Raw genomic sequence first — 24,734 nt, forward strand, 5'->3', positions numbered from 1 at the left:
AACGTTTATTTGCTCTTATTACATTTTTATTTGCAGATATGCCATTTTTATTTGCTGTTTTCGTATTTTTAATTGCTATTATGCTATTTTTAATTGCAGTTTTCGTATTTTTATTTGCAGTTCTATTCTTATTTGCAGAATTAAAACGTTTATTTGCACTTATCACATTTTTATTTGCAGCTCTCCTCACTTTATTTGCAGTCCCTACACACAAAAAAAGCAATGCCAAAAAAAATGACATTGCCCTAAAAACTCAATTATTAAAACACCTTCTCAGCCATAGTAGCTAATTTCTCAAGTGAACTCTTATCTACATCTTTATGCAGCGAATTACCATGAGAATCCATTGTTACAACTGCTTTGAAGTCTTCAACTTGTAAGTGCCACATAGCTTCAGGAATACCAAACTCTAGGTAGTTTACGTCTTTTACTTCTTTAATACATTGTGAGTAGTATTGTGCTGCTCCACCGATTGCATTTAAATAAACGCCGCCGTGCTCTTCTAGAGCTTTTAATGTTTTAGCACCCATTCCGCCTTTACCGATAACAGCGCGAATGCCGAATTTTTTCATGATATCGCCTTGGTATGGCTCCTCACGAATACTTGTAGTTGGACCAGCTGCTTTAATGTGATATTTGCCTTCTTCGTCTTTTAATACTACAGGTCCACAGTGGTAAATAATTTGTCCATTTAAATCTACTGGACAATCGTGGTCTTTTAAATGATGGTGGATTGCGTCGCGTCCTGTGTACATCATGCCACTAATTGAAACTACATCTCCAACTTTTAAATCACGAATTTGTTCTTCTGTAATTGGAGCTACTAATTTCACTTCGCGAGGTGCTTCAGTTGTTTCATCAGTTTCATTTGTAAAGCTAATTTCTTCGCCTTCCTTATATAACCATTCTGAAATATCACCAGTTTCAGGATTGATTTTCATTCCTAAACGGCGGAATGCCCAGCAGTTATACGCTACTGATACGAAGAAGCTCGCAGGTAGACGGTTCATCACACCGATTTTACAGCCAAGTAGCGTTGTTTCTCCACCAAAGCCCATTGTTCCTACGCCTAGCTTGTTAGCATTTTCCAAAATGTAATCTTCCATTGCTTTAAGCTCTGGAATTGAATTTTCATCATCAGATAAACGGAATAATTGATCCTTTGCAAGCTCATAACCGCTAGTACGGTCTCCACCAATACCAACTCCGATGAAACCTGCGCTACAGCCTTGTCCTTGTGCTTGGTATACGCTGTGTAAAATACATTTACGGATACCATCTAAATCACGACCTGCTTTTCCAAGTCCTTCAAGTTCGCATGGTAAGCTGTATTGGATGTTTTTATTTTCACATCCGCCACCTTTTAAGATTAAGCGAATATCGATATAGTCACCCTCGTGTTGTTCAAATTTAACAACAGGAGTACCTGGTCCTAAGTTATTTCCGCTGTTTTTACCAAATAAAGAATCTACAGAGTTAGAACGAAGCTTACCATCTTTTGTAGCTTGTTCAATTGCAGCATAAATTGCTTCTTTTATCACAAGTTGGTTTACCCCAACTGGTGTTTTCACTTTAAAAGTTGGCATACCAGTATCTTGGCAAATCGGTGAAACATCACCTTCTGCCATCATTATATTGTTTGTAATCGTTTCCAATGCGATGGCACTTCTTGTACCCGCAGTTTCACTTGCTTTAGCTTGTCTGATTGCTTTACGTACGTCTTTTGGTAAATTTGTTGATGTTTCGACAATTAATTGATAAATACTTTCCTGTATGTGTTGCATTCATGCTCCCCCTTAAAACCCTTTATAAAAATACTGAATGTTCCCCTCTTCATTATAATACAATTTTTAATAAACGGAATAAAAAAAGCCCTTCAGAATTAGTTTCTGATTTGGGCAAATATTTAGCTACTTCTTTTGATCACAATTAAACTATGTTCTCGTTCCAATAAAAAAAGCCCATTATAATGGACTCAATCTGGGCGATTTACTTCACGACATTTACTTTCTAAGTCATCTAAAACTGATAATAATTGATCTAGTTCTTCTAAGCTCACTTCTTCAGCTTCTAATGATTCGATTGTTTCCATTACTGAATTAAAACGTTCTTTAATATAAGATAATTGTTCAACTGTGTTTGACATGAAATGATCGTCCTTTCTAATACAATTATAGTTTATATTATACCCTTCTTCTCCTATATATCGTAAACTTTCGACATTTTTTTATATTTTAGGAATTTATTTCTATACAACGCTTAACTTTCTTTCTTATAATAGTTGAGGAAAATTAATTTAGTCTAATACTTATGGATGCAGTTATTGTATCTAAAGGAGTAATCACATGAAAAAATTATTACAACAAATAACACCTACATATGATCCTTGGGAAGCATATTTAGATGTTGAAGAGTATGGTAAGAACATACTTACAAATGTAGAGTTTACGACTACAACGATTTGTAATATGCGCTGTGAGCATTGTGCAGTCGGATATACTTTACAGCCAAAGGATCCAAATCCACTACCTATTGAGCTAGTATTAAACCGCTTAGAAGAAATTGAAAAGCTACGTTGTATTAGTATCACTGGTGGAGAACCGATGCTTTCAAATAAAATGTTGAACGGTTATGTTGTGCCTTTATTGAAATATGCACATGAACGTGGAGTTCGTACGCAAATTAATTCAAATCTGACATTAGATTTTGAAAGATACGAAAAAATAATTCCTTATTTAGACGTGCTACATATCTCTCATAACTGGGGAACTGTTGATGAATTTGTAGAAGCAGGATTTGCGATGATGGATCGTAAGCCGACATATGCGCAGCGTGCGAAATTATTCGAAAACATGATTGAAAACAGCCGACGCCTTGCTGATGCTGGAGTTATGGTATCCGCTGAAACAATGTTAAACAAACGTACTCTTCCATACTTAGAAAAAATCCATCGTCAAATCATAGAAGAAATGAAATGTCATAGACACGAAATTCACCCTATGTATGCCAGCGATTTCGCTAGTACATTAGAAGTCCTGACAAAACCAGAGCTTCGCGAAGCAATTTCAACTTTACTTGATGTACGTGATGAAAATATTTGGATGCTATTTGGTACTCTACCATTTTATCCATGTAGCGATGATCAAAACGATTTAGACATCATTCAGAGATTATATAATAGTAAAAATGTAACATTACGAAATGACCCTGATGGTCGTTCTCGCTTAAATGTAAATGTATTTGATGGTAGCATCATCGTTACTGACTTTGGTGATGTACCTCATCTTGGAAATATTCAAACCCATACATTACAAGAAGCATATGATACTTGGACATTATCAAAAACAGCAAAAGAACTTAGCTGTCATTGCCCAGCAGTTAAATGCTTAGGACCTAATATTCTTGTAAAAAACAGCTATTATCCTGAAACTGATTTTTCGAATAGAAGTACTAAGATTTTAAAAGGAAATTAAATCCCTAAAAAAGAACATGTCATATTGATGGCATGTTTTTTTATGTACTTTTTTTCAAACACAAAAAACCACAAGGAAAGTGATCTACCTTGTGGATTTCTCTATTATCTAGGGTGTGGAGAAGCAAAATAACCAAATGAAACATAATCCTGAACAGGAATCCATGCACCTACACCTTGTGATACTACATTTTTAACTTGTAGAGTTCTTTTATTCCCTTTTAAGATTAAGTACACTTCTCCAAATGTAACTTTCCCTTTTTCATTAACTGCAGGAGCATAAGCATATAAATAGCCGAGTTGCTTTGGAGGAACATTATATACTCTTTCGTTTTTAGTTCCAGCTCCAACTACTGTTTGGAATGCTAGTGGAAGAGTTGTTTTTTCTGATGCATCATGCATCATTAAATTAATCACGTCATCCGAATTTCTTACTTTAGCAGTTAAGCCACCTTTAACAATCTGTTGAGAATTTTGGTAGTATTTTATTCGTTTGTACGCTCTTTCCCCTCTATTATCTAGAAAGTTTGTATTAATTTTTTTATATTGCCAATTAATTGTTGTCTCATTTGACTCGTAATTTAAAGGCCAAACCCCTAAGAAAATTTTCGCATTATAGCCTATTGCAAATGGCGCTTTACTGACATAGGATTCATTAAACATACGAATGAGATTTGGATTCTCAATTTTGACATTTGATGAATTTAACAACTGCTTAGCTAATCCCCCTGGTTGAAGTTCTGGAAGGTCCTGAGTTGGATTAGGGTAAGTATTCTCTTTTGTCACATTTGCAGCCGAACGTGGGACTTTAATATCTGAATTAGCTGCAAAAGTTGTTTGTCCATTATTTAAAGAAATAATTAAAATAGCTATAGTAATAAGAACGAATGGCTTAAACCATTTAGACATATTCATGCCCCTTTCACAAATAAGGAAATTATTACTCTTAGCATGAACATTTTATGTAAATATATGTATTCCTTAAAATGAAAATTTTGCTATGAACTAAAGCTTACTATATAGTTTCTCAATTGGACCTCTTAACTTCTGCAAAATAGGGCCAATACTGAATGTAATTAAGACGGTTCCGATTCCAATTGGACCTTGTAGTAGAAATGCCAATATTAAAGCAAACACTTCACCAATCGTTTTTGCGACTCCTAAACTTACGCCGAACCGCTTATTGAGCGAGATCATTAAATCGTCTATTGGACTTAAAGGAAACTTTGCTTGCAAATAAATCGCAATACCAATTGTCATACTTAAAATGGCTAGTACTAATTGGATATATCTAGTGACCATATTTGAATCAAATAAATGCTCCGACTCTACAGTTAGCCAAAAATCTAGAAATCGTCCAATTAAAATAAACGTAATCGCTGCAAGCCAATCCGGTCTTTTCTTTTGCAAAAAAGCATTTACAAACAATAGTACGGATGAGTTTATGATAATCCAATTTCCAACAGATAAGCCAAAGGTTTTCGACTCTCCAACTGCTAATGCATCCCATGCACTAGCTCCTAGGCCAGCTTTAATCGCTAAACTGATTCCTAAAGTTAAAAATAGTAATCCAATTAAATAAAATAGAACTCTTATTATTATTTTCAAGTATTACCACCTTCAACTTTCGTTTTTATAATAAATAGAACCCAATCCCCATAATGAAATAAGCTGCTAATAATGTTAACCCTTCAAACCAGTTTGTATCTCCATCATTCATAATGGCAATTGTTAAAAATACGGAAGTGATCATGGAAATTAATTCAGGCATAGAAAATATTAATGGCATTCTTTCCCCTATAAACAATGAACAAATCACTAATACCGGTGCTACGAACATAGCAATTTGTAATGATGAACCAACAGCAATTTCTACTGAAACCCCTACTTTATTTTTATATGCCATTACAATTGCAGATGCATGCTCAGCCGCGTTACCAACGATTGCAACAACGATGATACCGATAAATAATTCAGTCCATCCGAACTTATCTCCGACTGTTGTAAACGTGTGAACTAGCTTCTCTGAAACATATCCAACCGCTACAGTAGCTAACGCTAAAACAATCATGGCTTTCCCTGTTCCCCACTCAGCTTCTTCATGCTCTTCTACGATCTCTTGATTTTTAGCTACGTAAACCCCTCGATGTGTAACTAATTTAAAGTAAAGTGCTGCTAAGTATAAAACCATTAAAACAATCGAAACGCCTACACTAAGTGTCATCTTATCATTTGCAGTCATTTTAACTGAAAAAATTTCAGGAATAACAAAGGCTAGTACGACCGCAAAGATCAACAATCCTGAATTATGTCTCGCATCGTAAACATTGAAGCTTTGGCGTTTATATTTTAATCCACCAATAAAAAAGGATAGTCCACCTACTAAAAGTAAGTTTCCTATTACAGAACCAGTTAATGATGCTAAAACTACTTCCGATAAACCATTTTGTAATGCAAAAATCGCGATAATTAACTCTACCGCATTCCCGAATGTCGCATTTAAAAGTCCCCCAATTCTTGGGCCAGCTGCAATCGCTAAACTTTCAGTAGCTCTTCCCATAATGCCAGCTAATGCAATAATCGTTAAACAGAAAATGATAAATAATAAAATCTCGCTCCAATGCATCAAGCTGCCGATTACCGATAATGGTACACCGATAAATGTAACAATAAAAAATAAACGATGAGCCATAAAAACCTCCTAAATAAATATCCTTATAAATATCATATGCAAAAGACTTAAAAAAATAGGTTTAAATGCAAAACAATTAACAAACACTTAAAGTGTTGTTGGCTAAATGATTTCGATCACTTGGATAAAAGTTTCCTTTTCACCTATATTGCTCAGGAGGATTATAACCTCGAGAAATAGAATTACTTATGTTGGAGATTCGGTTGGTAGAATAAATTTCTACCTTCCCTTCTTCTGAACTAGGAGGGAGTTAAAAAAATGATTCAACAAAATATTATGAAAGTACTTAAAGCGAAACAATTAGGTCTATTTACAACCATTCGTGAAGACTTTCCGCATAGTTGTTATATGGTATTTTTCTTTAAAGGCTTAACGCCTTATATCGCTACAAATAAGAATTCACAAAAAGTAGAAGATATAAAAAATAATCCAAATGTACATATACTTCTTGGCCATGATGGTGACCGATTAGACGATAACTTTGTTGAGATGTTTGCAAGAGCTGAAGTGATTGAAAATGCAAGTCCTGAAGAGAAAGTATGGACAGAAGAATTGTCTAGATGGCTTGAAGGTCCCGAAGATCCTAACTATGTATTGATTCAAATGAATCCAGTTAAAATCGGGTATGTAGAGAAAGCAGGTACAGAACCTACTTTTATAAAGCTGTGAAAAACGAAATCTTATCTAATTGAATTTAGATAAGATTTTTTGTTGTACTTCAAAAAATTATTTCATACAAAAAAAAATCCATTCGATTAAACTCGAATGGATTTTTGAACTTTTGCTTTAAGTTTCTTATTTATTAATAGAAATAAACATGCCCCTACTAGAGCACCAATTGAATCAATTACTACGTCTTGAACTAACGGAGTTCGATTTGCAGTGAATGATTGGTGAAATTCATCAGAAGCTGCATAAATGATTGAAAAAATTTCGCCTACTAAAAAGGCTTTGTTCACATAAAGCTTTGCTAATCTTGTAGCAAAAAAGCAAAGTAAGAGATAGATTGAGAAATGGGATAGTTTACGAATAAAGAATTCTGTAAATCCTGCTACTCCAAGTTCTTTTATACTTACTTCATGTCCAGCGTAGTTAAAGTGGACAAAGGTGAAATGTTTCATTAGATCATATAAAAATGTAAAATGATTTATTTCTGGTCTTATATCTTGTTTTTCATATGGTGTTGCCGATGAATAAAAGATAATACCCGCTATAAGGATTACAGGTATCCAATATTTAATAAATGTTTTAAAAGGACTAGAATTTTTCATTCTAATTGATCTATTGGTCTAATTCATTAATTTTTTGTTTTAAGTAGTCTAATAAGTCATCTCTTAAATCATCACGTTGGAGTGCAAAGTCGATCGATGTTGTAATAAATCCTAATTTTTCACCAACATCATAGCGCTTACCTTCAAAGTCGTATGCAAATACTCGTTGAATTTTATTCAGCTTTTGAATTGCGTCTGTTAATTGGATTTCTCCACCAGCTCCAATTTCTTGTTCTTCTAGGAATTCAAAAATTTCAGGAGTTAATAAATAACGGCCCATAATTGCTAAGTTTGATGGTTGAGTTCCTTTTGCTGGTTTTTCAACAAAATTGCGCACTTGATAAAGTCGTCCATCTTTCTCAACCGGGTCAACAATACCATAACGATACGCTTCATCTTCAGGAACTTCTTGCACACCGATTACTGATGAATGAGTTAACTCGTACTGCTGAATTAATTGTTCAACACCTGGTACTTCAGCTTGAATAATATCATCACCAAGTAGTACAGCAAATGGCTCATCTCCAATAAATTTACGAGCGCACCATACAGCATGTCCTAATCCTCTTGGCTCTTTTTGTCTAATATAATGAATCTCTACTTTTGAAGACTCTTGTACTCTTTCAAGTATGTCAAATTTCTTTTTTTCTAATAGATTTTGTTCTAATTCGAATGAAATATCAAAATGGTCCTCGATTGCACGTTTACCTTTACCAGTTACGATAATAATGTCTTCAATACCAGCTTCAATTGCTTCTTCAATAATATATTGAATTGTCGGTTTGTCTACGATTGGTAACATTTCTTTTGGCATTGCTTTTGTAGCCGGTAAGAAACGAGTACCTAATCCCGCTGCTGGGATAATGGCTTTACGTACTTTTTTTACTTTGTTATTATTTTCCACAATAATCACCTAATATTTTTTATAGTCTATATTAATCAAGTTTAAGCCTTTAATCATCACTCAAGTGAATAATAAAGTATTTCACATATATAATGCAAGGAAACCTAAGCTTTTCAAACTTAGGTATCCCATAAACTATTTAATTAATTATAATGCATATTTTTTTCACGATCTTTTGTACGTTCTTCAGTAGATAATTTATTGTACTCAGTAAGGAACTTTTGATAGTTATCGCATACAGGACTAATGTCTCCATACTCTACCACTTTTCCGTAATGAATCCATAATCCTTTTGTACAAAAATCTCTTACTTGACCTAATGAGTGACTAATAAAGAAGATTGTTTTTCCTTGTTCTTTAAAATCATTCATTTTATCTAAGCAACGTTTTGTAAATGTTGGGTCACCAACAGATAATGCTTCGTCAATTACCATAATGTCTGGATCAATATTTACGGAAATTGCGAATCCTAATCTTGATCTCATACCGCTTGAATATGATTTAACTGGTTGGTTAATAAACTTACCAATTTCAGCAAACTCAATAATGTCAGGCGTAATTTTTTCAATTTGTTTTACCGTTAGACCCATCATTAAACCTTTAAGTCTAATATTTTCTAAACCAGTTAGTCGATTATCTAAACCAGCTTGAATCGCAATTAGTGAAGCAACACCATTTACTTCGACTTCACCTTCATTTGGCATTGTCACACCCGCAATTAAGTTTGACATGGTACTTTTACCAGATCCATTTAATCCAATGATCCCTACGATTTCACCTTGTTCAACCTCGAAGGATACATCTTTAAGGGCATGAAAGAATTCGCCACCTTTACCGCCAAAGAATAAATCCTTTAGCTTGTCGGTCGGCTTACTATACATTTTAAACTTTTTTGTAACATTTTTAAAAATAACTTTTTTTGTCATTGTGTTCACCTTCTATAGGAAATCAACAAATTGCTTTCTAAACTTGATATGGAAAATAGAGCCAATTGTAAAGATGATTATTAACACTGCCCAAAAATAAACTGTATATTTTGAGAAAATAATATCAGAATGACCATATAAAAGAGCTCCACGATAACCTTCTACAATATAATAAAAAGGATTTAATTTCATTATAAAAAATAAAATTTTTGATGCACCAGAACCTCTAGATGGCTCCCACAGAATAGGAGTTAAATACAAGAGCATTCTAGTAAAGGACTGAATAAAAAGATGAATATCCCTAATCATTGTTGAAAGTGTAGAGGTAAATAGCCCTAATACAATATTGAATATTAAACCTGCAATCATAAAATAAATCAAAGCAAAAATATTCATTTGATCAAAACCTTGGCTTACAACAACCCCAATAAATAGAACTCCCATCATAAATACATGGGTATTAAATCTTGAAAGTACTACATAAGTAGGAATGATACTTAATGGGAAATTCATTTTAGAAACGGTCCCAATACGATTGAAAATAGAACTTGATCCTTGCATGATTGAGTTACTAATAAAAAACCAAGGAATAAGTCCACAAAGCATCCAAATTAGAAATGGAATACCATTAACTGGAGCACCGCCTCTTATACCTGTACCGAAAGTTATCCAATATACTGCAATTTGAAATAGTGGGTTTAAGAAAACCCAGATAACGCCAAGTTGGCTATCAGCATACTCTTTACGCGTCTCATATGACGATAATCGGAATATGAGTGATAGATTATTAATCTGTTCTTGCAAAACTGTTTTTATACTATTCATAGATTTACCACATTCTCTTTAATTACTTTATTTATATTACCATAGTTTACAAAATTCATTTTTGAACTATTTGAAGGATTAACACAGTTTCTAGTATCAAAAACGATTGGATTTTTCATGAAAGGTGCTAATTCATCATAATTCATGTTTTTGAATTCATTATGATCAGTTAATACTAAAATTAAATGAGCATCTTTTACTGCATCTTCTGCAGATAGAAGTGTAAATGTTTCTGTACTAGCAACGTGTGGATCATGAGCTGCTACAGTAATGCCTTCATTTTTTAATAGTTCAATGATATCCATTGCTGGACTTTCACGCATATCATCAACATTACCTTTATACGTTACACCAAAAGCAGCAACTTTTGGATGATCAACATTTCCAATAATTTTCTTAACATTTTCAACAACATAGCTAGGCATAGATGAATTTGTTTCACGAGAAAGATTGATTATTTTAGCAAGATCAGGTGCTTTTGCCACAATAAAGTAAGGGTCTACTGCTAAGCAATGCCCCCCAACACCTGGACCAGGTGAATGTATATTAACTCGTGGGTGTTTATTTGCCATTTCAATTACATCTAGTACATTGATATCAAGCGTATTACATACTTTTGTCAGTTCATTTGCTAGTGCGATGTTAACATCACGGAATGTGTTTTCCATTAACTTAGACATTTCCGCTGTTTTTGCATCAGTACGAATAATTTCACCTTGTACGAAAGTACTATATACTTTTGCCCCTGCTTCAGAACACTGAGGTGTAATTCCACCAACAATACGGTTATTATATATTAATTCGTGCATAATTTGACCAGGTAATACTCGTTCTGGACAATGTACTAAAAATAAATCTTCACCAACTGTAAAACCTGATGCTTCTACTAATGGTTTTACAAAGTCATCCATACTACGTGGAGCAATTGTTGATTCCACAATCAATACATTCCCTTTTTGTAAATAAGGAATTGTCGATTTAACTGCACTTAATACGTAAGTTAAATCACAAGATTTATGCTCATCATCATTATTTGGTGTTGGTACAGCGATAATAAATGCATCAGCAGCTTCAGGTGTTAAAGAAGCTTTAAATAAACCTTTAGACACTACATCTTTCACTACTTCTGCCAATCCAGGTTCTTCAATATGAATTTCCCCTGCATTTAGTTTATCTACAACACTTTGATGTATATCTACACCAACTACTTCTACCCCATGTTTCGCAAACATTGCTGATGTTGGTAAACCAATATATCCTAGACCAATTGTACAAATTTTCATTTAGATTACCTCTTTCAATAAAATCACTTAATTTGTATTAATTACATTAATGCTATTTTATAATTATTTTCTAAAATAGATATACACCGTAACAATAATAATACAATAAATTAATATTTTCAGTATTACCCAAATGCGAAATATAATATAAATTTTACAATTTTATATCCACTTAACAAAACTTTTATAAAATTTTTAATACAAATTATTTGGTCCCTATCATTTAAATAGATTTTATATCTTTATACAAATCTTTTAGTAAAACTTTTAAGCTTATTGCCTAAAAATTTAATTCTACCACTAGTACTTACTTCTTTAATAGATAAAGTTAACTCATGATTTACATAAACAGGTGTAATTTGTTGTTTACCTATAATTGACGATTTTAAGTGAATTCTATCGTTTTTAGAAATTTGAAGATCAGTTTGATAGGATAATTCTTCTACTTCCGTCTTAATTGAGACTTTCCAATCACCTGATGACAAATACGATAGAATGGGAATCGTTACTGTATTAAAATCAACGTATTTATATTGTTTGGAATGCGTTTCTTTACGTTCATTCGTTGCATTATCTACTAGTTTAATGTTGATTTTTTCATTACTTTTTTTATTAGTAAAAACTATTTCCATACTTTTAATTGTTGATGGGATATTCGCGTAATAAATGGAACCACCAAATGTAAAGATCCCTTTTTCTAAACTAATATTTTTGATGTTTTGACCGATAAGAAAAGTATTTTTCGATAAATTAACAGCATAATCTGGAAAATGCTCGATCAAGTATTTATGATACTCACTATTCATTCTTATTTGGTCTTTTGGAACATCACTGTTTGTTAATACATTTAAAAACTTCAAAAAGCCATCTTTGTTTTCATCTAATATTAATTGAAGTAATAACAAATCCCGATTTTTTAAATTAGTAAAGATCTCCTTATTATTAATTATGTTAATAAAATCAACACAAATATTATATAAAGAAAATTGTTCTTCCTTACTTAATTTAGAAGCTTTAAGATAAATTGAGTCAAAAAAGAATCTTAATTGTCTATTTTCAATCGTTTTTATCTCTTGTATTAACTCTAATTCATTATAAAGGTTATTTAGTTCGTTTTGCGTTTTTAATAATTGTTCGAAAAAACTTAGACTTACTTTTTTTACTAAACTACTATCTAAATCATTTACACGATATTGAATCATATCAATATCTTTCACTACTGTTTTATTCGAAAGTAATAAGCTTTTCTCTGTAAAGAGTAAATCTTCGCCTATTCTTAATGATTCATCAAATTGAATATTTTTTTGTAAAATAAACTCTCTTTTATAAAGTTTATTCCAAACAGCAGGTGTAAAATGTAGTTCGCTATTTTTTCTTACATGTCTAATGGAAGGTAGATTTTTCTCAAAAACCTTCCCCATATATGCTAGGCGCCACTTTTTTAAATCATTAAAACAAATAAAATTTCCGATTGCTGTATCTGCATCATTTTCATTTGCTATTTCCAGTAATTTTTCATAAGCACCTTTAATTGTCAGGTCATCACTATCTAGAAAGGTGATATACTTTCCAGTTGCTTCTTGAATCCCCTTATTTCTAGCGGCACTAGGACCGCTATTTTTTTGAGAAATGAGTTTGACATTAGGGTGTCTTTCAGTAAAGTTTCTACTTATTTCTAAACTACCATCTGTCGAACCATCATCTACTATAATCAACTCTAAATTATTCATTCGTTGATTTAGAACTGATTCAATTGTATCTTTAATAAACATTTCGTTATTAAAATTAATTAAGATTACGCTTAGACTGTAAACTGTCATTAAATTACACCCCATATTAGGAAGTAAATAGTTTTTTATCCTACGTTAGTCGCTAACTTTTGACCATTTAAGACTTTGTCATAAATATCGATAAAAATCTTTTTCTCATTATTCCAGTTGTAATGATGACGTGCTTCTAAACAATTCGCACTCATTTTATCCCTTTTTTCTGGGTGATCTAAAAGATAGTTCACACCTTCAGCAATTGAATCAACTTCATGTGAATCAACACATACACCGACATTTTCTTTTTCAACAACCTTTTGAATCTCAGGAAAGCTACATGCTACAACTGGTACACCACTCATCAAATACTCAAACAACTTATTAGAAGATGCAGAGTAATGATTGAAATTAATATTATTTAATACTTGAAAACCTAGATAAGCATTTCGAGTATAATTTAAAAGCTCATCTACTGGAACTTTATCGATAAATTTCACTCGATTTTCTAAATTCAATTGATCTACTAAATCTAAAAGTACAGGCTTAATTTTACCGTCTCCGATAAATACAACTGTCCCTCGTTTAAACTGAGGAGTAGCCTTAACGATTAGCTCTAAGCCACGCCCTTTTTGAATCCCACCTTGATACAACAAAATAGGTTCATTCGGATCTAATCCAAGCACTTCATGTAAATTGATTGCCTTTTTTTCTTCAGGTTTTGAAACGAATGGATAGTTATGGATCACCTCAGGTAAATCAATATGATATAAATCTTGAGTGTATTTCGCACGAGTATAATTTTCATGAATCATAATATCGATGTAGCGTATTAAAAACTTTTCAATCTTACCAAAGATTGGATTTTCGTAGCCAGATCGACTAGATTGTACTTCATGTGAATCATACACTAATTTACTACGATGAAATACTTTAGCACATAAAATACCTTGTGGTAATGTATTTAAATCATTTGCATGGTATATATCATATTTCTTTTTACTGCCATGGTAGATCATTTGAAGAATATTATAACCCCTCGTTAAAATCACTCTTACATAACGATTCCCAAATAATATAATAACAGCTGCAATAATAATCGTTGCAATGATGTTAACAAATAACCCAGCAACTAATAAGATTGCCGCAAGTAATTTTGTCATTATATTTGATTTAAAGAAAATGATGAGCTTTGCACAAAAGTTGATTAGATGATAGATTCCAAATGGTAAACGATTATTTACACGAATGACATTAAAACCTTCTTCATATCTTTCCCTCTTCGGTAATGTATCCGAATCATCGTGTAATGCAATTAAATCTACATCATAACCTACTTCGGCTAATGCTGAACACTCACGTAATACACGCGCGTCATTTGTAAAGTGGTTAAACACAAATGCACAAACTTTCTTATTCATGGATTTCCTCCATCACTTGAATTAACACATTAATATTCGTTTTCCATCTTAAATTTTTATAAGCATAATTGTATCCATTCTCACCAAGAGTTTTTCTTGCTGTAGGATTATTTGCTAATTCAATTATTTTTTCATACAACTCTTGTACTGATCCCTCTTTCAGAGCAATACCACAATTTGCACTTTCAATAATTTCACCTGCATAACCTGATACATTTCCAATAATAGGTTTCTTTACGCTCATATAATCGATGATTTTTCCAGGTAATACAGTTTTAAAAACTTCCTGTTCAACAAGACTGACATATGCAATATCAGATTCTGATACGATTTTAAGTGTATCATTACGAGACTTTGCAGTGTGTAATGTTACGTTTTCTAATTTTTTATCTTCAATATATTTTTTTACTTCATTCGTATTTTTACCGTACCCTACAATCGTAAAAAATATATTTTGATTTTCCTTGAACATTTCAGCAACACTTAAAAGTTTGTTCAAGTCTTGAGCAAAACCTAGGTTACCTGTATAAGTAACTTCAATTTTTTTGCGATCCTCATTATTCGGAACTTCAATAGAAAGTTCTTCTTCAGATAGTGAGTTTGGAACGAACTTGATTTTGTCAGCCGGGACATTTTTATTTGTCATATAGTTAATAAAGCTGCGACTATTAACTATGATTCTTGTTGCTTTTTTATATAATAGTTTTTCTACTTTATATGCCGTAGATAGGATTAATTTATTGGAGAATACTTTTACACCTACTAAGGATTCTGGCCATAAATCCCTAATATCTAATATTAAAGGTGCTTTTAATCTCCACTTTGCGATTAATCCAGCAATACCAACGAAAATTGGTGGTGATGTTACAAAAATATAATTGAATTCCTTTTTATATTTAAAAATAGCTCCTATAAAACGGAACATAACTTCTAAGTATAAATAAAGTCTCTTAATAATACTTGTAGAATGAGTCTTAATTGATGTATCAACTCGAACAATATCATCTTCATCGATTAGCTTTTCATTCCAGAATCGCTTATTTTCATAAAGTTCGCGGCTTGGATATCTAGGGTGTAAAGTAAGTACCTTCACATCGTAATTTTTTTCTTTTAATTCTAGATAAATATTTTTTAATCGATTTGCAGCACTCCCAATTTCAGGATAGAAGTGTTGAGTAATTAATAAAATTTTCTTTTTGTTAGCTGTAATATTAATACACCTCCTAAACAGTAATATTACATTCGGAAACTACAAAACAAGAGGTATTGTAACATAATTAGACCTATAATTCCATTAAATGCCCATTGTATTCATGTTACAGTTTGACAAACTCTGTCGATAAAAGAGAGACTGTCCAAATTTGAACAGTCCCTCGTTGATCACATCGATTACTTTAAACCATTTTCAATTTCTAAAATTTCATCAAATACCCTTTGAGAATTATGACGATCTGTATAAGCATAGAAAGAATCAACACGTTCTTTGTATTTGTCTTCCATTTCACACTGATTAGCCATATATGAGATAAATTTATCCACTAACACATCGTGGTTATCGATAATATCCCCAAAGCCCATCGTCTCAAAGTTAAAATAACCTTTTTCAAAATGATAGTAATCATATTGATAGTAGATAACTGGTTTTTTCTGATATGCAAAATCAAAAGCAACAGAAGAATAATCTGTCAGTAAGATACTCGATTCATTAAATAGTTTTTGATAACTTGTGTTATATTCAGCAAATTGAACATAATCATTTTTATCAAAATCTCTGTTTTGAATTTGAATCTCTGGATGTGGGAAAAAGATAATTTTGTAATTATTCTTTTTCGCAAAATCGATTAATCTCGGATCATTAATCAAATCATTGTAACGCTTAAAATACTCTGATTTTTTGAATGCTTCATTATAAGGTCTTACCCCTAAAGCCTGGTTTTTTCTTAGAACTAAATTCTGTCTCCAAGTAGGCATAATTAAAATTTGTTTTTGGTCATTATTAACTAGACCATCATATCTTGGAAAACCAGTTAATCTTATATTTTCACTTGTATAGCTATAGTCACCCTCAATTAAAGATTGAGCTTCCAAGTGAGCTGAAGTAAACATTTTACGAATGTTTTTATTAAATCTATTTAACCAATGTGTTAAGTTGGCCATTGTAATACCATGTTGTAAGAAAATATAATCAAACGTCATCAAATCACGATAATAAATCTCCGCTTTAAAGAAAGGATTCGTTACCCATTGGTCTGCATGGGACGAAATAACTTTTGACGCTCTTAACATTAAGAATTTATGCTTATAAGAACCATAAGGAACGACATTTCCTACTTTTGAAATTCTTTCAAAATCAGGTGCGTCTTTTTTGATGACATAATAATTTTTAATTGATTTTTGCTGAGAATTAGCAAATTTAAATAATCGTTCTGCATTATCATCTGCTTTATCTTGTCGATCCATGAATAACCATACTGGTTTTGACTCTAGCTTTCTCAATGTCTTTGCGACAAGTCTCGTAACGATTGCCTTTTTCGCATGAACTGAACCAAGTTTCCATAAACCACGCATAATCTTAAGTTCGTTAATAAGCTTTTTGGCACCACTTTTTTTCGTTCCCTTTATATGATGCGTTCTGCAAGAGTAGATATATCTTTCTTTTGCTGAATAAGAACCTCTAATTCTTTTTGAAAGACCTGTAAATTTATTCACATTATAATTTACTTGAACTTGTACTCCATCAACTTCAACAAAAAATTCGATTTTATATTCATTTGGAAGTTTAGAGAAAGGAATTGAAATTTTGAATCCCTTATATTGTTTAATAATTTCATCTAAACTTTTATATTGATTAACCGTACGATCTACATCTTCGCCTACATAATCAACACCATTGATCTTAGCGATAATTTTACATTCTTCACGATCAAATAACGATCCAAAGAACCCTTCAATCATAAGGTTTGAATTCTTTTCTTCAATAAATTCGATTGTAACTTTGTTTTTAGATAGCTTAGTAACTAAGTACTCGTCACGATATAATCCTATATCTTGACCTTGCTCTAGTTCTTCAATCGATTTTGTAAAAACTTCTTTTAAAGGTATATTGTGTTTAAGACTTAGTGCAAAATGTAAATAGAACTGACTAATCTTTTTCGTTTTTAAAATTACTTCATCGTCGATATAAGTCAAAATTTCTTTTATCTTATTTTTAAATTCAATATAGTCTTCATCACTTAATGGAGTATCTGCCTGGCTTTTAATAGAAAACTTCCATTTTAAATCATGCATGATTATATATTGAATATACTCGGGTAATTCCCCAACTTGTTCAATACTTTTATGAATAAGATCTAAACTAAACGTATCTAATGAATGGATAAACCAGTCATTTTTCATAGCATTTTGCATTGCCGAAGTACCGTCATTTCTTAAACGGTAGTTGTAACTAGCATTTTTTAAAACACCATATTTATTTTTCTCTAAAATAACATGGCTTACTAACTTACAATCCTCACCAATTCTACAATTACGGTCAAATTGATATTTCTTCATTAAATCACTTTTAATAAAAGCTGAAGCTGCGTGAGTTAATAATAGATTTGGTTGTTCAATGATATCAATCACTCGAGTTCTACCAAATTTATTGTTTAATGTGTGATTACCCGTTCTAGCTTCAAAGAATTTAATTGGAATCGCAACAAGATCAATCTCTTCTTCGTGCTCTTCAAAGAATGTATACACGTTTAACAATGTATCAATTGAAATCGTATCGTCTGGATCAAGAAACTGAACATATTTTCCTTTGATATAATCTATTCCATAATTTCTAGCGCTACTTACTCCACCGTTTGGCTTCTTTAAATATTGAATATTTTTAGGATATCTATTTTGATAATCTACACAGATTTTTTCGCTATCATCTGGACTTTCATCGTTAACTAAAATAAGTTGTATATTTTCTTCAAAACCTATTGTTTGGTTTATTACACTATCAATAGCCTCTACAAGAAATTTTTCAACATTATATATTGGCATAATGATTGAAAATAGATAATCATGACTTTTATCAATAGAATTCATTTAGTACTGCACTCCTATATTTATTTAAATTTAATTCGCAATATGATTTTCATATTATGTTTTACTCATCAATTGCCAAATTATTATATCATACTGTATAAAAGAACGATTCATTATTCTAATGATTGTTTTGTTTTGCCAATATAAGGCTTTCATTAAAAAAGCGAATTGTAATATTATTATTTTTTCAAAAAATCTAGTTTATCATACCATTTTTAAAATGAACAATAAATTAAAAACCATTTTTGAATTCTTGTACAAATATTTCTGCAGAATATAGGAACAGATTAATAACATTTTAACCTTTTGATGTTTTAATTTTTTTGTCTAACCACAACTCTATATGCCCAATCTCAATAGATGAATATGGATATTTTTATTTATTTTTGATAGACTAAAAATGATTAATTATGTTTACAATCTACTACCATTGTTTTCCTAAGTTAATTTTACATATATTGATAAACTAGAGATCAAAAGGAGAAATAAGTATGAAAAAGGTATTAGTTACTGGTGGGGCCGGATTCATTGGTTCTAATTTAGTAAAAGCATATATAAATGAAGGTTATAAAGTAGTTGTCGTTGATAACTTATCGACAGGTTCTATACATAATATTCCATCAGATGTAACTTTTTATGAAGAGGATATTAGAAGTAATAACTTTGCTGAAATAGTTCTAAAAGAGCAACCAGATATTATTAATCATCATGCTGCACAAATTGATGTACAATTCTCAGTTAAAAATCCTATGGAAGATGCTAGCATCAATATTTTAGGAACAATCAATGTACTTGAATCAGCTCGTCAATTAAAACAAGTAAAGGATGTAACACTTGTCTATGCTTCTTCTGCAGCTGTATACGGAGAACCTCACTATCTTGGTGTAGATGAAAAGCATCCAATTCAACCACTGTCACCTTATGGTGCTTCTAAGTTTTCTCCTGAATTTTATTTTGATATGTATAATAAACTACACAACATTCAATATACTGTATTCCGCTATGCAAATGTATATGGCATTGGTCAAGATCCGAAAGGTGAAGGCGGAGTTGTTAGTATTTTAGTGGATTGCATAACATCTAATTCATTATTTACTATTTTTGGAGACGGTGAGCAAACTCGTGACTTTATCTTTGTAGATGATATCGTTGCAGCTAATCTTCTTGCAAGTAAAAATCCAGTCAATACGATTTGTAACGTATCGACAAATACACAAACATCTTTAATTGATTTATTAAAAATTTCAGAGGAAGTTATTAATAATAAAATTGAAATGGTATTTGCAGAAGAAAGATCTGGCGATATTAAACACAGTTACTTAAACAATGAAAAAACAATTCAATTACTAAACTGGAAGCCAAGTAATACACTTAAAGAAGGTTTAGATAAAACAATTCAATATTACAAAACACGCTAAATAAAGAAAGCTGATTTTTGATCTATTTCAAAAATCAGCTTTTTATTTTGACAAAAATAAAAGATTAAAAACGACTATCCCTGCAAAATTTGCAAAAATAGTCGTTCAACGTTAAATCTTATTTATTCTTATTTTTAAAATGTTGAATAATCACTTCAACAATTCTTCTTGAAGCTTCACCGTCCCCATATGGGTTTGATGCTCTCGACATTTTTGCGTGAGCTTCCTCATCTGATAATAGTTCATCTGCTAATGAGAAAATCACTTCTTCATCAGTTCCCGCAAGCTTTAATGTACCAGCATCAATACCTTCTGGGCGTTCTGTCGTATCACGTAAAACAAGGACTGGTACGCCTAATGAAGGTGCTTCTTCCTGCACACCACCAGAATCAGTTAGAATCAAATGCGATCTTGCAGCAAAGTTATGGAAATCAATGACATCCAGTGGTTCGATTAAATGAATTCGCTTGTCATTTCCTAAAACTTCATTTGCAATTTCACGAACAACAGGATTCATATGTACAGGATACACAACTTGAATATCATGATGTTTTTCGACTAAACGCTTAATCGCTTTAAACATATTTCTCATAGGTTCCCCTAGATTTTCACGACGATGTGCAGTCATTAAGACTAATCTGTCATTACCAATCTGATCAAGAACCGGATGAGCATACTCTTCTTTTACTGTTGTTTTTAGTGCATCGATTGCAGTATTACCAGTAATAAAAATTGTTTCTTCCTTTTTATTTTCAGCTAATAAATTTTGTGCTGATTTTGTTGTAGGAGAAAAATGTAAATCCGCCATGACACCAGTTAATTGACGGTTCATTTCTTCTGGGTATGGTGAATACTTATCCCAAGTACGTAAACCGGCTTCAACATGCCCAATTGCAATTTGATTATAAAAAGCTGCAAGACTAGCAATAAAAGTCGTTGTCGTATCACCATGAACTAATACGATGTCCGGTTTCACTTCTTGCATAACCTTATTTAAACCTTCCAAACCTCTAGTTGTTACATCGATTAAAGTTTGGCGATCTTTCATTATATTTAAATCATAATCAGGCGTGATTTCAAAAATTTCGAGAACTTGATCCAACATTTGTCGATGTTGAGCTGTAACCGTCACAATTGATTCGATTTCATCCGGATGTTTAGCTAATTCAAGCACAAGTGGCGCCATCTTAATCGCTTCTGGTCTTGTTCCAAAAATTGTCATTACTTTAACAGTCAAAATTCTTTCCCCTTTCAAAAACAAATCGGCTTATTGAAATATATATCTATCTATTGTATCTTAACTAAGGAAATAAAGACATTTTTTACCATGAAAAATACCGTTTTATTCCTCTATATACATGATTAATTGTAAAAATTGATCGTCTTAACCCTAATAAGTTCTTTAACTAGTAATTATTCGATTATTCATCACTTACGACAAAGTCTTATATACTTAGTTTCCCACATATTGAAATCATTCATACTCGATGTAAATAATAATAGAAGAAAAAAACACAGTTCCTTCTACTAAAAGAATTCACTGTGCTCTCCGAAATACTTAATGAACTAATTTTACTTGTAACTCATCAATTAGACTCAAAATCTCTGAACACATTTTATCCATACAGTAATTTTCCTTCACAAATTCAACTAGCTCTTTCCTAGATCCTTTTTTACTATCCGCAATGTACTGCACTGCTTGATCGAGTGATACAAAAATATACTCATCAGGGAATATCGTTCGAGCTCCTTCACGATTTAAAACAATTGGCACAGCGCAAGAAGCCATCCCTTCAACGGGTGCTAAATGAAAACTTTCATAATCGCTGACTGATAAGACAAAACCAATCGACTCGAGCCATTCCGCTGAATCTCCCCACTCTTCAAACTGCACTTGATTACGATAGTGGGATTTCTCAATTTTTCGGAATAAACTTGTATAATAATCCTGCTCTTGTTGATTATTCCATACCCATGGAAACTCTTTCGGATGCTTTCCTTTTATCGAAAGAGTATATCGGCTGTCTTTTTCGTATAACTTTTCAAATATCTCAAGCGCTCGATCTAACCGTTTTAACTTCGGTACATAACCAAGTAATCCAATTCGAAAATCTGCATCATACTGCTTAGGCAAATGGAATCGATCTACATCAACACCATTTTGAATGACAATCATCTTTTCTCTAGGAATCTTTGCAACACGATGAAATTCCTCATATATATAAGAAGAAATCGCAATAATCTTATCGATTTTCGTAAAATCAAATTGCTCTGGAAAAGGGGTATTCATTTCAAAACGGTGCATTCTAACAATTAGTACTTGATGATCTTTTTTATGCTCCTGGTACCATATCACATTTCCAAGTCCCCACTCGCAAAAAAGAACATCGGCCCAATTAACGACCTCTAAGCTTTTTGCAACTTGATGAATTGTATGCCCTTCCCATAAATCAATTTTTATTTCAATATCATCTTTAGCTTCAAACCTCTTAATGGCATCGTTTATAAATTTTAAATCATGCCCTATAATCGCCAGTTTCATAAAAACAGCTCCTTATACTAAAATTCTCTCAATTTTGTCTCGGCTAATGGCTTGTTCATAGGCATCTCGATAAAAATTAAACTCATCAATTTCAAAAAATTGAACGCCAGCTTTTGAGAAGTGTCCAATTGATGGTTTATCATCTAAAAGCTTTATAAATTCATTTGGATGTAGAAATCTAGTCGCCTTTTTGCAAATCAATGATTCGTCAATCTGGCAATCATTTACGTAGTTATAGCTATTTCCATTCCCTTTTGCGATAATCGTATCATTCGTATACTTAGTAGCTAACATCAAGTCTCTTAAATAATTTTCTCCATAATAATGATCTAGATTAATTGGAGCAATATAATTCGAATCAACGAGATCATTCAAGCTGAAGTAATGATGGCAATAATCAATTAGGTAAGTTTTTACTTCCCCATGATTGTTTTGATTAAAAATATCTAAATAGCCCTCAAACAAATCGAGTAAGATCACTAGTTTTTTCTGTTTGATTCCTTGTCTATTGTAAATTGCGATTAACTTTTCATAGTCGGCTTTACTTCGAACAACGCCAACTAACGTAGCAGTTTCTTCATATTTTTCGAATGGCAGATTAATAATGTTAAATAAATCTTCCACTCGATTCGTATAAGTGTGTTCTTCTAATACTTTTCGTAATGTGAGTAAACGATTTTTTTTATAAAAGGTCTCATCTGAATAATAGTTAGATAGTCGTTGTTTCATTATTTTTTCATCGTCTGTAGCCGTTACAATTTCACCAAACATTCGATGAATCCCCTCTGAATGGGAACTAATAATCGGCGTATTACTTGCCAATAACTCAAATACTCTCCGGGCAAACATTGTCGGAGATTTCGTAATACTATTTACATTTAGTGCTACTTTATATCCTTTATACGCAAGATCGATTTCATTTTGTTTTAAGTTTCCAACAATAAATGGTTTATACTCATCTGGAAATTGATTAGGACTTGTTGGATTATGATAGTTTCTATCATATATATCTAGTCCGTATTCCTTCGACGAATTTACTAGTTTCTCCATTGCACTCGTACGCTCAGGAAACTTTTTACCATAATAAGCTCCAGCAAAAACTACTTTCTCTTTACGTGGAATATATTCAATTGGATTATGAATTTTCGGTTGAGCTGCAAAAGGTAAGCAATAAACATTTTCACAGCCTTCATCCACATAGTTCTGAACTGATTCAAAATCAGTCGTACATACATAATCAAAATGCTTTGCCGTATCAATAAAAGCTTGGTAATGAAACGGATCTTCTTTATTCCAAAAGACGGTTGGGATATTGTGCTCTTTACACCAATAAACTAGTTTTAATAGTTTCGTATGATTTCTGTGATTTTTCGTACCGATTTTATCCTTCCAAGCTCCATCGTTTCCAAGCCACGCAGACTCACAAAAGAATAAATCAATTCGATGTTTTTTAAATTCAGTCAACCAATTCTCTGGCGTGATTTTTACAAGTTGAAACTCATAATCGAAACATCGTGTCGTAAATTCGTCTGCAATAAATCCAACACGAAAGTCCTTAATTTCTTTCTTTTGTTTCTTCAATTGACTATTGTCTATCGTACTATTTTTATATGAACCCATTAATTTAGCATGAAATAAATGAAGTGTGGCAGCACCTGTCATGTAAATTGAAAAAGAAGCCGATTGTATCTCATTTTGATTAAATTGAGATAGATCAACTAACTCGTCCATATGAAAACTGACTGTGCTAGCGTTATGCTCATGATCTATAAATCGCAATTCACAAACTACCTCACACTTACCGCTGACAAAGCCTGTGATGCCAAATTTAGTAAATAATTGACTTCTTCCTTCATTAAAAAGTAGTTCCATTAATTTTTTTTCGTCTTTATAATCAATGACCGCAGTCTGCTTTATTAGTTTGTTATGAAATAATGTTTTCTTTTCCTTTTGAAACCTTTGAATACCTTTACTAACTGTAAAATCATCAGCTGAAAATAGAAGTAACTCATGGTTTTGAAAATAGAAGGGTTCATCCACGTTCATTAATTCTTGCAGCATCATTTTTGTGTCATATTTTTCATTACGTAATCTAGTTATTTGTTTTTCAATTAATTCTTTTAACATAAATGACCCC

20 protein-coding genes and 1 pseudogene are annotated in these 24,734 nt (G+C 32.1%); 4 read left to right on the plus strand and 17 right to left on the minus strand.

From position 1 onward, the window contains the following. A partial coding sequence (locus AN960_RS24715) for a hypothetical protein (RefSeq protein ID WP_172795376.1) occupies positions 1 to 290 on the plus strand: 290 nt, incomplete at its 5' end. Here the strand turns inward: AN960_RS24715 and AN960_RS00080 are convergent. Both AN960_RS00080 and AN960_RS24240 read right to left on the minus strand, forming a co-directional pair. After that, complete coding sequence (locus AN960_RS00080) at positions 261 to 1,784, minus strand: fumarate hydratase (protein ID WP_056465266.1); 1,524 nt, start codon at positions 1,782 to 1,784, stop codon at positions 261 to 263. The genes AN960_RS24715 and AN960_RS00080 overlap by 30 nt on opposite strands. A 191-nt stretch (positions 1,785 to 1,975) precedes the next feature. Next, complete coding sequence (locus AN960_RS24240; RefSeq protein ID WP_088013361.1) at positions 1,976 to 2,146, minus strand: SE1561 family protein; 171 nt, start codon at positions 2,144 to 2,146, stop codon at positions 1,976 to 1,978. A 199-nt stretch (positions 2,147 to 2,345) separates the two neighbouring features. On the opposite strand from AN960_RS24240, the gene yfkAB reads away from it, so the two are divergent. Beyond that, positions 2,346 to 3,473: a radical SAM/CxCxxxxC motif protein YfkAB gene (gene yfkAB / locus AN960_RS00085; protein ID WP_056465268.1), complete on the plus strand. Its 1,128-nt coding sequence runs from the start codon at positions 2,346 to 2,348 to the stop codon at positions 3,471 to 3,473. A 104-nt stretch (positions 3,474 to 3,577) separates the two neighbouring features. Here the strand turns inward: yfkAB and AN960_RS00090 are convergent, their stop codons facing one another. The 3 genes from AN960_RS00090 to cax form a co-directional block, all read right to left on the minus strand. Next, positions 3,578 to 4,381: a YfkD famly protein gene (locus AN960_RS00090; protein ID WP_056465269.1), complete on the minus strand. Its 804-nt coding sequence runs from the start codon at positions 4,379 to 4,381 to the stop codon at positions 3,578 to 3,580. Between the two features lie 96 nt (positions 4,382 to 4,477). Further along, the gene (locus tag AN960_RS00095) at positions 4,478 to 5,080 is read right to left on the minus strand and encodes a YczE/YyaS/YitT family protein (RefSeq protein ID WP_286131512.1); all 603 of its coding nucleotides are present in this window, start codon (positions 5,078 to 5,080) and stop codon (positions 4,478 to 4,480) included. A 25-nt stretch (positions 5,081 to 5,105) separates the two neighbouring features. After that, a complete protein-coding gene (cax, locus tag AN960_RS00100; RefSeq protein WP_056465271.1) occupies positions 5,106 to 6,164 on the minus strand; it encodes a calcium/proton exchanger in 1,059 nt (352 codons plus the stop codon). A gap of 258 nt (positions 6,165 to 6,422) precedes the next feature. Between cax and AN960_RS00105 the strand changes: the two genes are divergently transcribed. Then, positions 6,423 to 6,833 carry a pyridoxamine 5'-phosphate oxidase family protein gene (locus tag AN960_RS00105; protein ID WP_056465273.1) on the plus strand — a complete coding sequence of 137 codons (411 nt, stop codon included), beginning with the start codon at positions 6,423 to 6,425 and terminating at the stop codon, positions 6,831 to 6,833. Positions 6,834 to 6,919: 86 nt separating this feature from the next. On the opposite strand, the gene AN960_RS00110 is transcribed toward AN960_RS00105, so the two are convergent. The 9 genes and pseudogenes from AN960_RS00110 to AN960_RS00150 all read right to left on the minus strand — a co-directional run bounded on the left by AN960_RS00110 (position 6,920) and on the right by AN960_RS00150 (position 18,637). Next, positions 6,920 to 7,435: a VanZ family protein gene (locus tag AN960_RS00110; protein ID WP_056465275.1), complete on the minus strand. Its 516-nt coding sequence runs from the start codon at positions 7,433 to 7,435 to the stop codon at positions 6,920 to 6,922. 10 nt (positions 7,436 to 7,445) lie between these two features. After that, the gene (galU, locus tag AN960_RS00115; protein ID WP_056465277.1) at positions 7,446 to 8,339 is read right to left on the minus strand and encodes a UTP--glucose-1-phosphate uridylyltransferase GalU; all 894 of its coding nucleotides are present in this window, start codon (positions 8,337 to 8,339) and stop codon (positions 7,446 to 7,448) included. Positions 8,340 to 8,500: 161 nt separating this feature from the next. Then, a pseudogene (tagH, locus tag AN960_RS00120) lies at positions 8,501 to 9,265 on the minus strand (teichoic acids export ABC transporter ATP-binding subunit TagH); the annotation flags it as partial. Positions 9,266 to 9,277: 12 nt separating this feature from the next. Continuing rightward, complete coding sequence (locus AN960_RS00125) at positions 9,278 to 10,090, minus strand: ABC transporter permease (RefSeq protein WP_056465280.1); 813 nt, start codon at positions 10,088 to 10,090, stop codon at positions 9,278 to 9,280. Further along, positions 10,087 to 11,373, minus strand: coding sequence for a nucleotide sugar dehydrogenase (locus AN960_RS00130; protein ID WP_056465283.1), 1,287 nt, complete (start codon positions 11,371 to 11,373; stop codon positions 10,087 to 10,089). The genes AN960_RS00125 and AN960_RS00130 overlap by 4 nt, the downstream gene beginning before the upstream one ends. Before the next feature lie 242 nt (positions 11,374 to 11,615). Beyond that, the gene (locus AN960_RS00135) at positions 11,616 to 13,193 is read right to left on the minus strand and encodes a glycosyltransferase (protein ID WP_056465284.1); all 1,578 of its coding nucleotides are present in this window, start codon (positions 13,191 to 13,193) and stop codon (positions 11,616 to 11,618) included. 35 nt (positions 13,194 to 13,228) lie between these two features. Continuing rightward, positions 13,229 to 14,557, minus strand: coding sequence for a glycosyltransferase (locus AN960_RS00140; RefSeq protein ID WP_056465286.1), 1,329 nt, complete (start codon positions 14,555 to 14,557; stop codon positions 13,229 to 13,231). Then, complete coding sequence (locus AN960_RS00145) at positions 14,550 to 15,650, minus strand: glycosyltransferase family 4 protein (protein ID WP_502692476.1); 1,101 nt, start codon at positions 15,648 to 15,650, stop codon at positions 14,550 to 14,552. Before AN960_RS00145 ends, AN960_RS00140 begins: the two co-directional genes overlap by 8 nt. Positions 15,651 to 15,946: 296 nt before the next feature. Then, the gene (locus AN960_RS00150) at positions 15,947 to 18,637 is read right to left on the minus strand and encodes a CDP-glycerol glycerophosphotransferase family protein (protein WP_056465288.1); all 2,691 of its coding nucleotides are present in this window, start codon (positions 18,635 to 18,637) and stop codon (positions 15,947 to 15,949) included. A 491-nt stretch (positions 18,638 to 19,128) separates the two neighbouring features. On the opposite strand from AN960_RS00150, the gene AN960_RS00155 reads away from it, so the two are divergent. After that, positions 19,129 to 20,055 carry an NAD-dependent epimerase/dehydratase family protein gene (locus AN960_RS00155; protein ID WP_056465289.1) on the plus strand — a complete coding sequence of 309 codons (927 nt, stop codon included), beginning with the start codon at positions 19,129 to 19,131 and terminating at the stop codon, positions 20,053 to 20,055. 118 nt (positions 20,056 to 20,173) lie between these two features. Here the strand turns inward: AN960_RS00155 and wecB are convergent, their stop codons facing one another. From wecB to AN960_RS00170, 3 genes are all read right to left on the minus strand, one after another. After that, entirely contained in the window at positions 20,174 to 21,277 is a 1,104-nt protein-coding gene (wecB, locus tag AN960_RS00160; RefSeq protein WP_502692477.1) for a non-hydrolyzing UDP-N-acetylglucosamine 2-epimerase, read from the minus strand. Between the two features lie 336 nt (positions 21,278 to 21,613). Continuing rightward, positions 21,614 to 22,597, minus strand: a complete 984-nt coding sequence (locus AN960_RS00165) for a glycosyltransferase family 4 protein (RefSeq protein WP_056465292.1) — start codon at positions 22,595 to 22,597, stop codon at positions 21,614 to 21,616. Between the two features lie 12 nt (positions 22,598 to 22,609). Further along, positions 22,610 to 24,724 carry a CgeB family protein gene (locus tag AN960_RS00170; RefSeq protein WP_056465294.1) on the minus strand — a complete coding sequence of 705 codons (2,115 nt, stop codon included), beginning with the start codon at positions 24,722 to 24,724 and terminating at the stop codon, positions 22,610 to 22,612. Between the last annotated feature and the right edge of the window lie 10 nt (positions 24,725 to 24,734).

Source organism: Bacillus sp. FJAT-25509 (assembly GCF_001420605.1).
Lineage (GTDB): Bacteria > Bacillota > Bacilli > Bacillales > Bacillaceae_G > Gottfriedia.

Bases quoted from the DNA above. Each gene is read 5' to 3' on its own strand.
- AN960_RS00080 (WP_056465266.1), bottom strand. From the start codon at position 1,784: ATGCAACACATACAGGAAAGTATTTATCAATTAATTGTCGAAACATCA.
- AN960_RS24240 (WP_088013361.1), bottom strand. From the start codon at position 2,146: ATGTCAAACACAGTTGAACAATTATCTTATATTAAAGAACGTTTTAAT.
- yfkAB (WP_056465268.1), top strand. From the start codon at position 2,346: ATGAAAAAATTATTACAACAAATAACACCTACATATGATCCTTGGGAA.
- AN960_RS00090 (WP_056465269.1), bottom strand. From the start codon at position 4,381: ATGTCTAAATGGTTTAAGCCATTCGTTCTTATTACTATAGCTATTTTA.
- cax (WP_056465271.1), bottom strand. From the start codon at position 6,164: ATGGCTCATCGTTTATTTTTTATTGTTACATTTATCGGTGTACCATTA.
- AN960_RS00105 (WP_056465273.1), top strand. From the start codon at position 6,423: ATGATTCAACAAAATATTATGAAAGTACTTAAAGCGAAACAATTAGGT.
- AN960_RS00110 (WP_056465275.1), bottom strand. From the start codon at position 7,435: ATGAAAAATTCTAGTCCTTTTAAAACATTTATTAAATATTGGATACCT.
- AN960_RS00125 (WP_056465280.1), bottom strand. From the start codon at position 10,090: ATGAATAGTATAAAAACAGTTTTGCAAGAACAGATTAATAATCTATCA.
- AN960_RS00130 (WP_056465283.1), bottom strand. From the start codon at position 11,373: ATGAAAATTTGTACAATTGGTCTAGGATATATTGGTTTACCAACATCA.
- AN960_RS00135 (WP_056465284.1), bottom strand. From the start codon at position 13,193: ATGACAGTTTACAGTCTAAGCGTAATCTTAATTAATTTTAATAACGAA.
- AN960_RS00140 (WP_056465286.1), bottom strand. From the start codon at position 14,557: ATGAATAAGAAAGTTTGTGCATTTGTGTTTAACCACTTTACAAATGAC.
- AN960_RS00150 (WP_056465288.1), bottom strand. From the start codon at position 18,637: ATGAATTCTATTGATAAAAGTCATGATTATCTATTTTCAATCATTATG.
- AN960_RS00155 (WP_056465289.1), top strand. From the start codon at position 19,129: ATGAAAAAGGTATTAGTTACTGGTGGGGCCGGATTCATTGGTTCTAAT.
- wecB (WP_502692477.1), bottom strand. From the start codon at position 21,277: ATGACAATTTTTGGAACAAGACCAGAAGCGATTAAGATGGCGCCACTT.
- AN960_RS00165 (WP_056465292.1), bottom strand. From the start codon at position 22,597: ATGAAACTGGCGATTATAGGGCATGATTTAAAATTTATAAACGATGCC.
- AN960_RS00170 (WP_056465294.1), bottom strand. From the start codon at position 24,724: ATGTTAAAAGAATTAATTGAAAAACAAATAACTAGATTACGTAATGAA.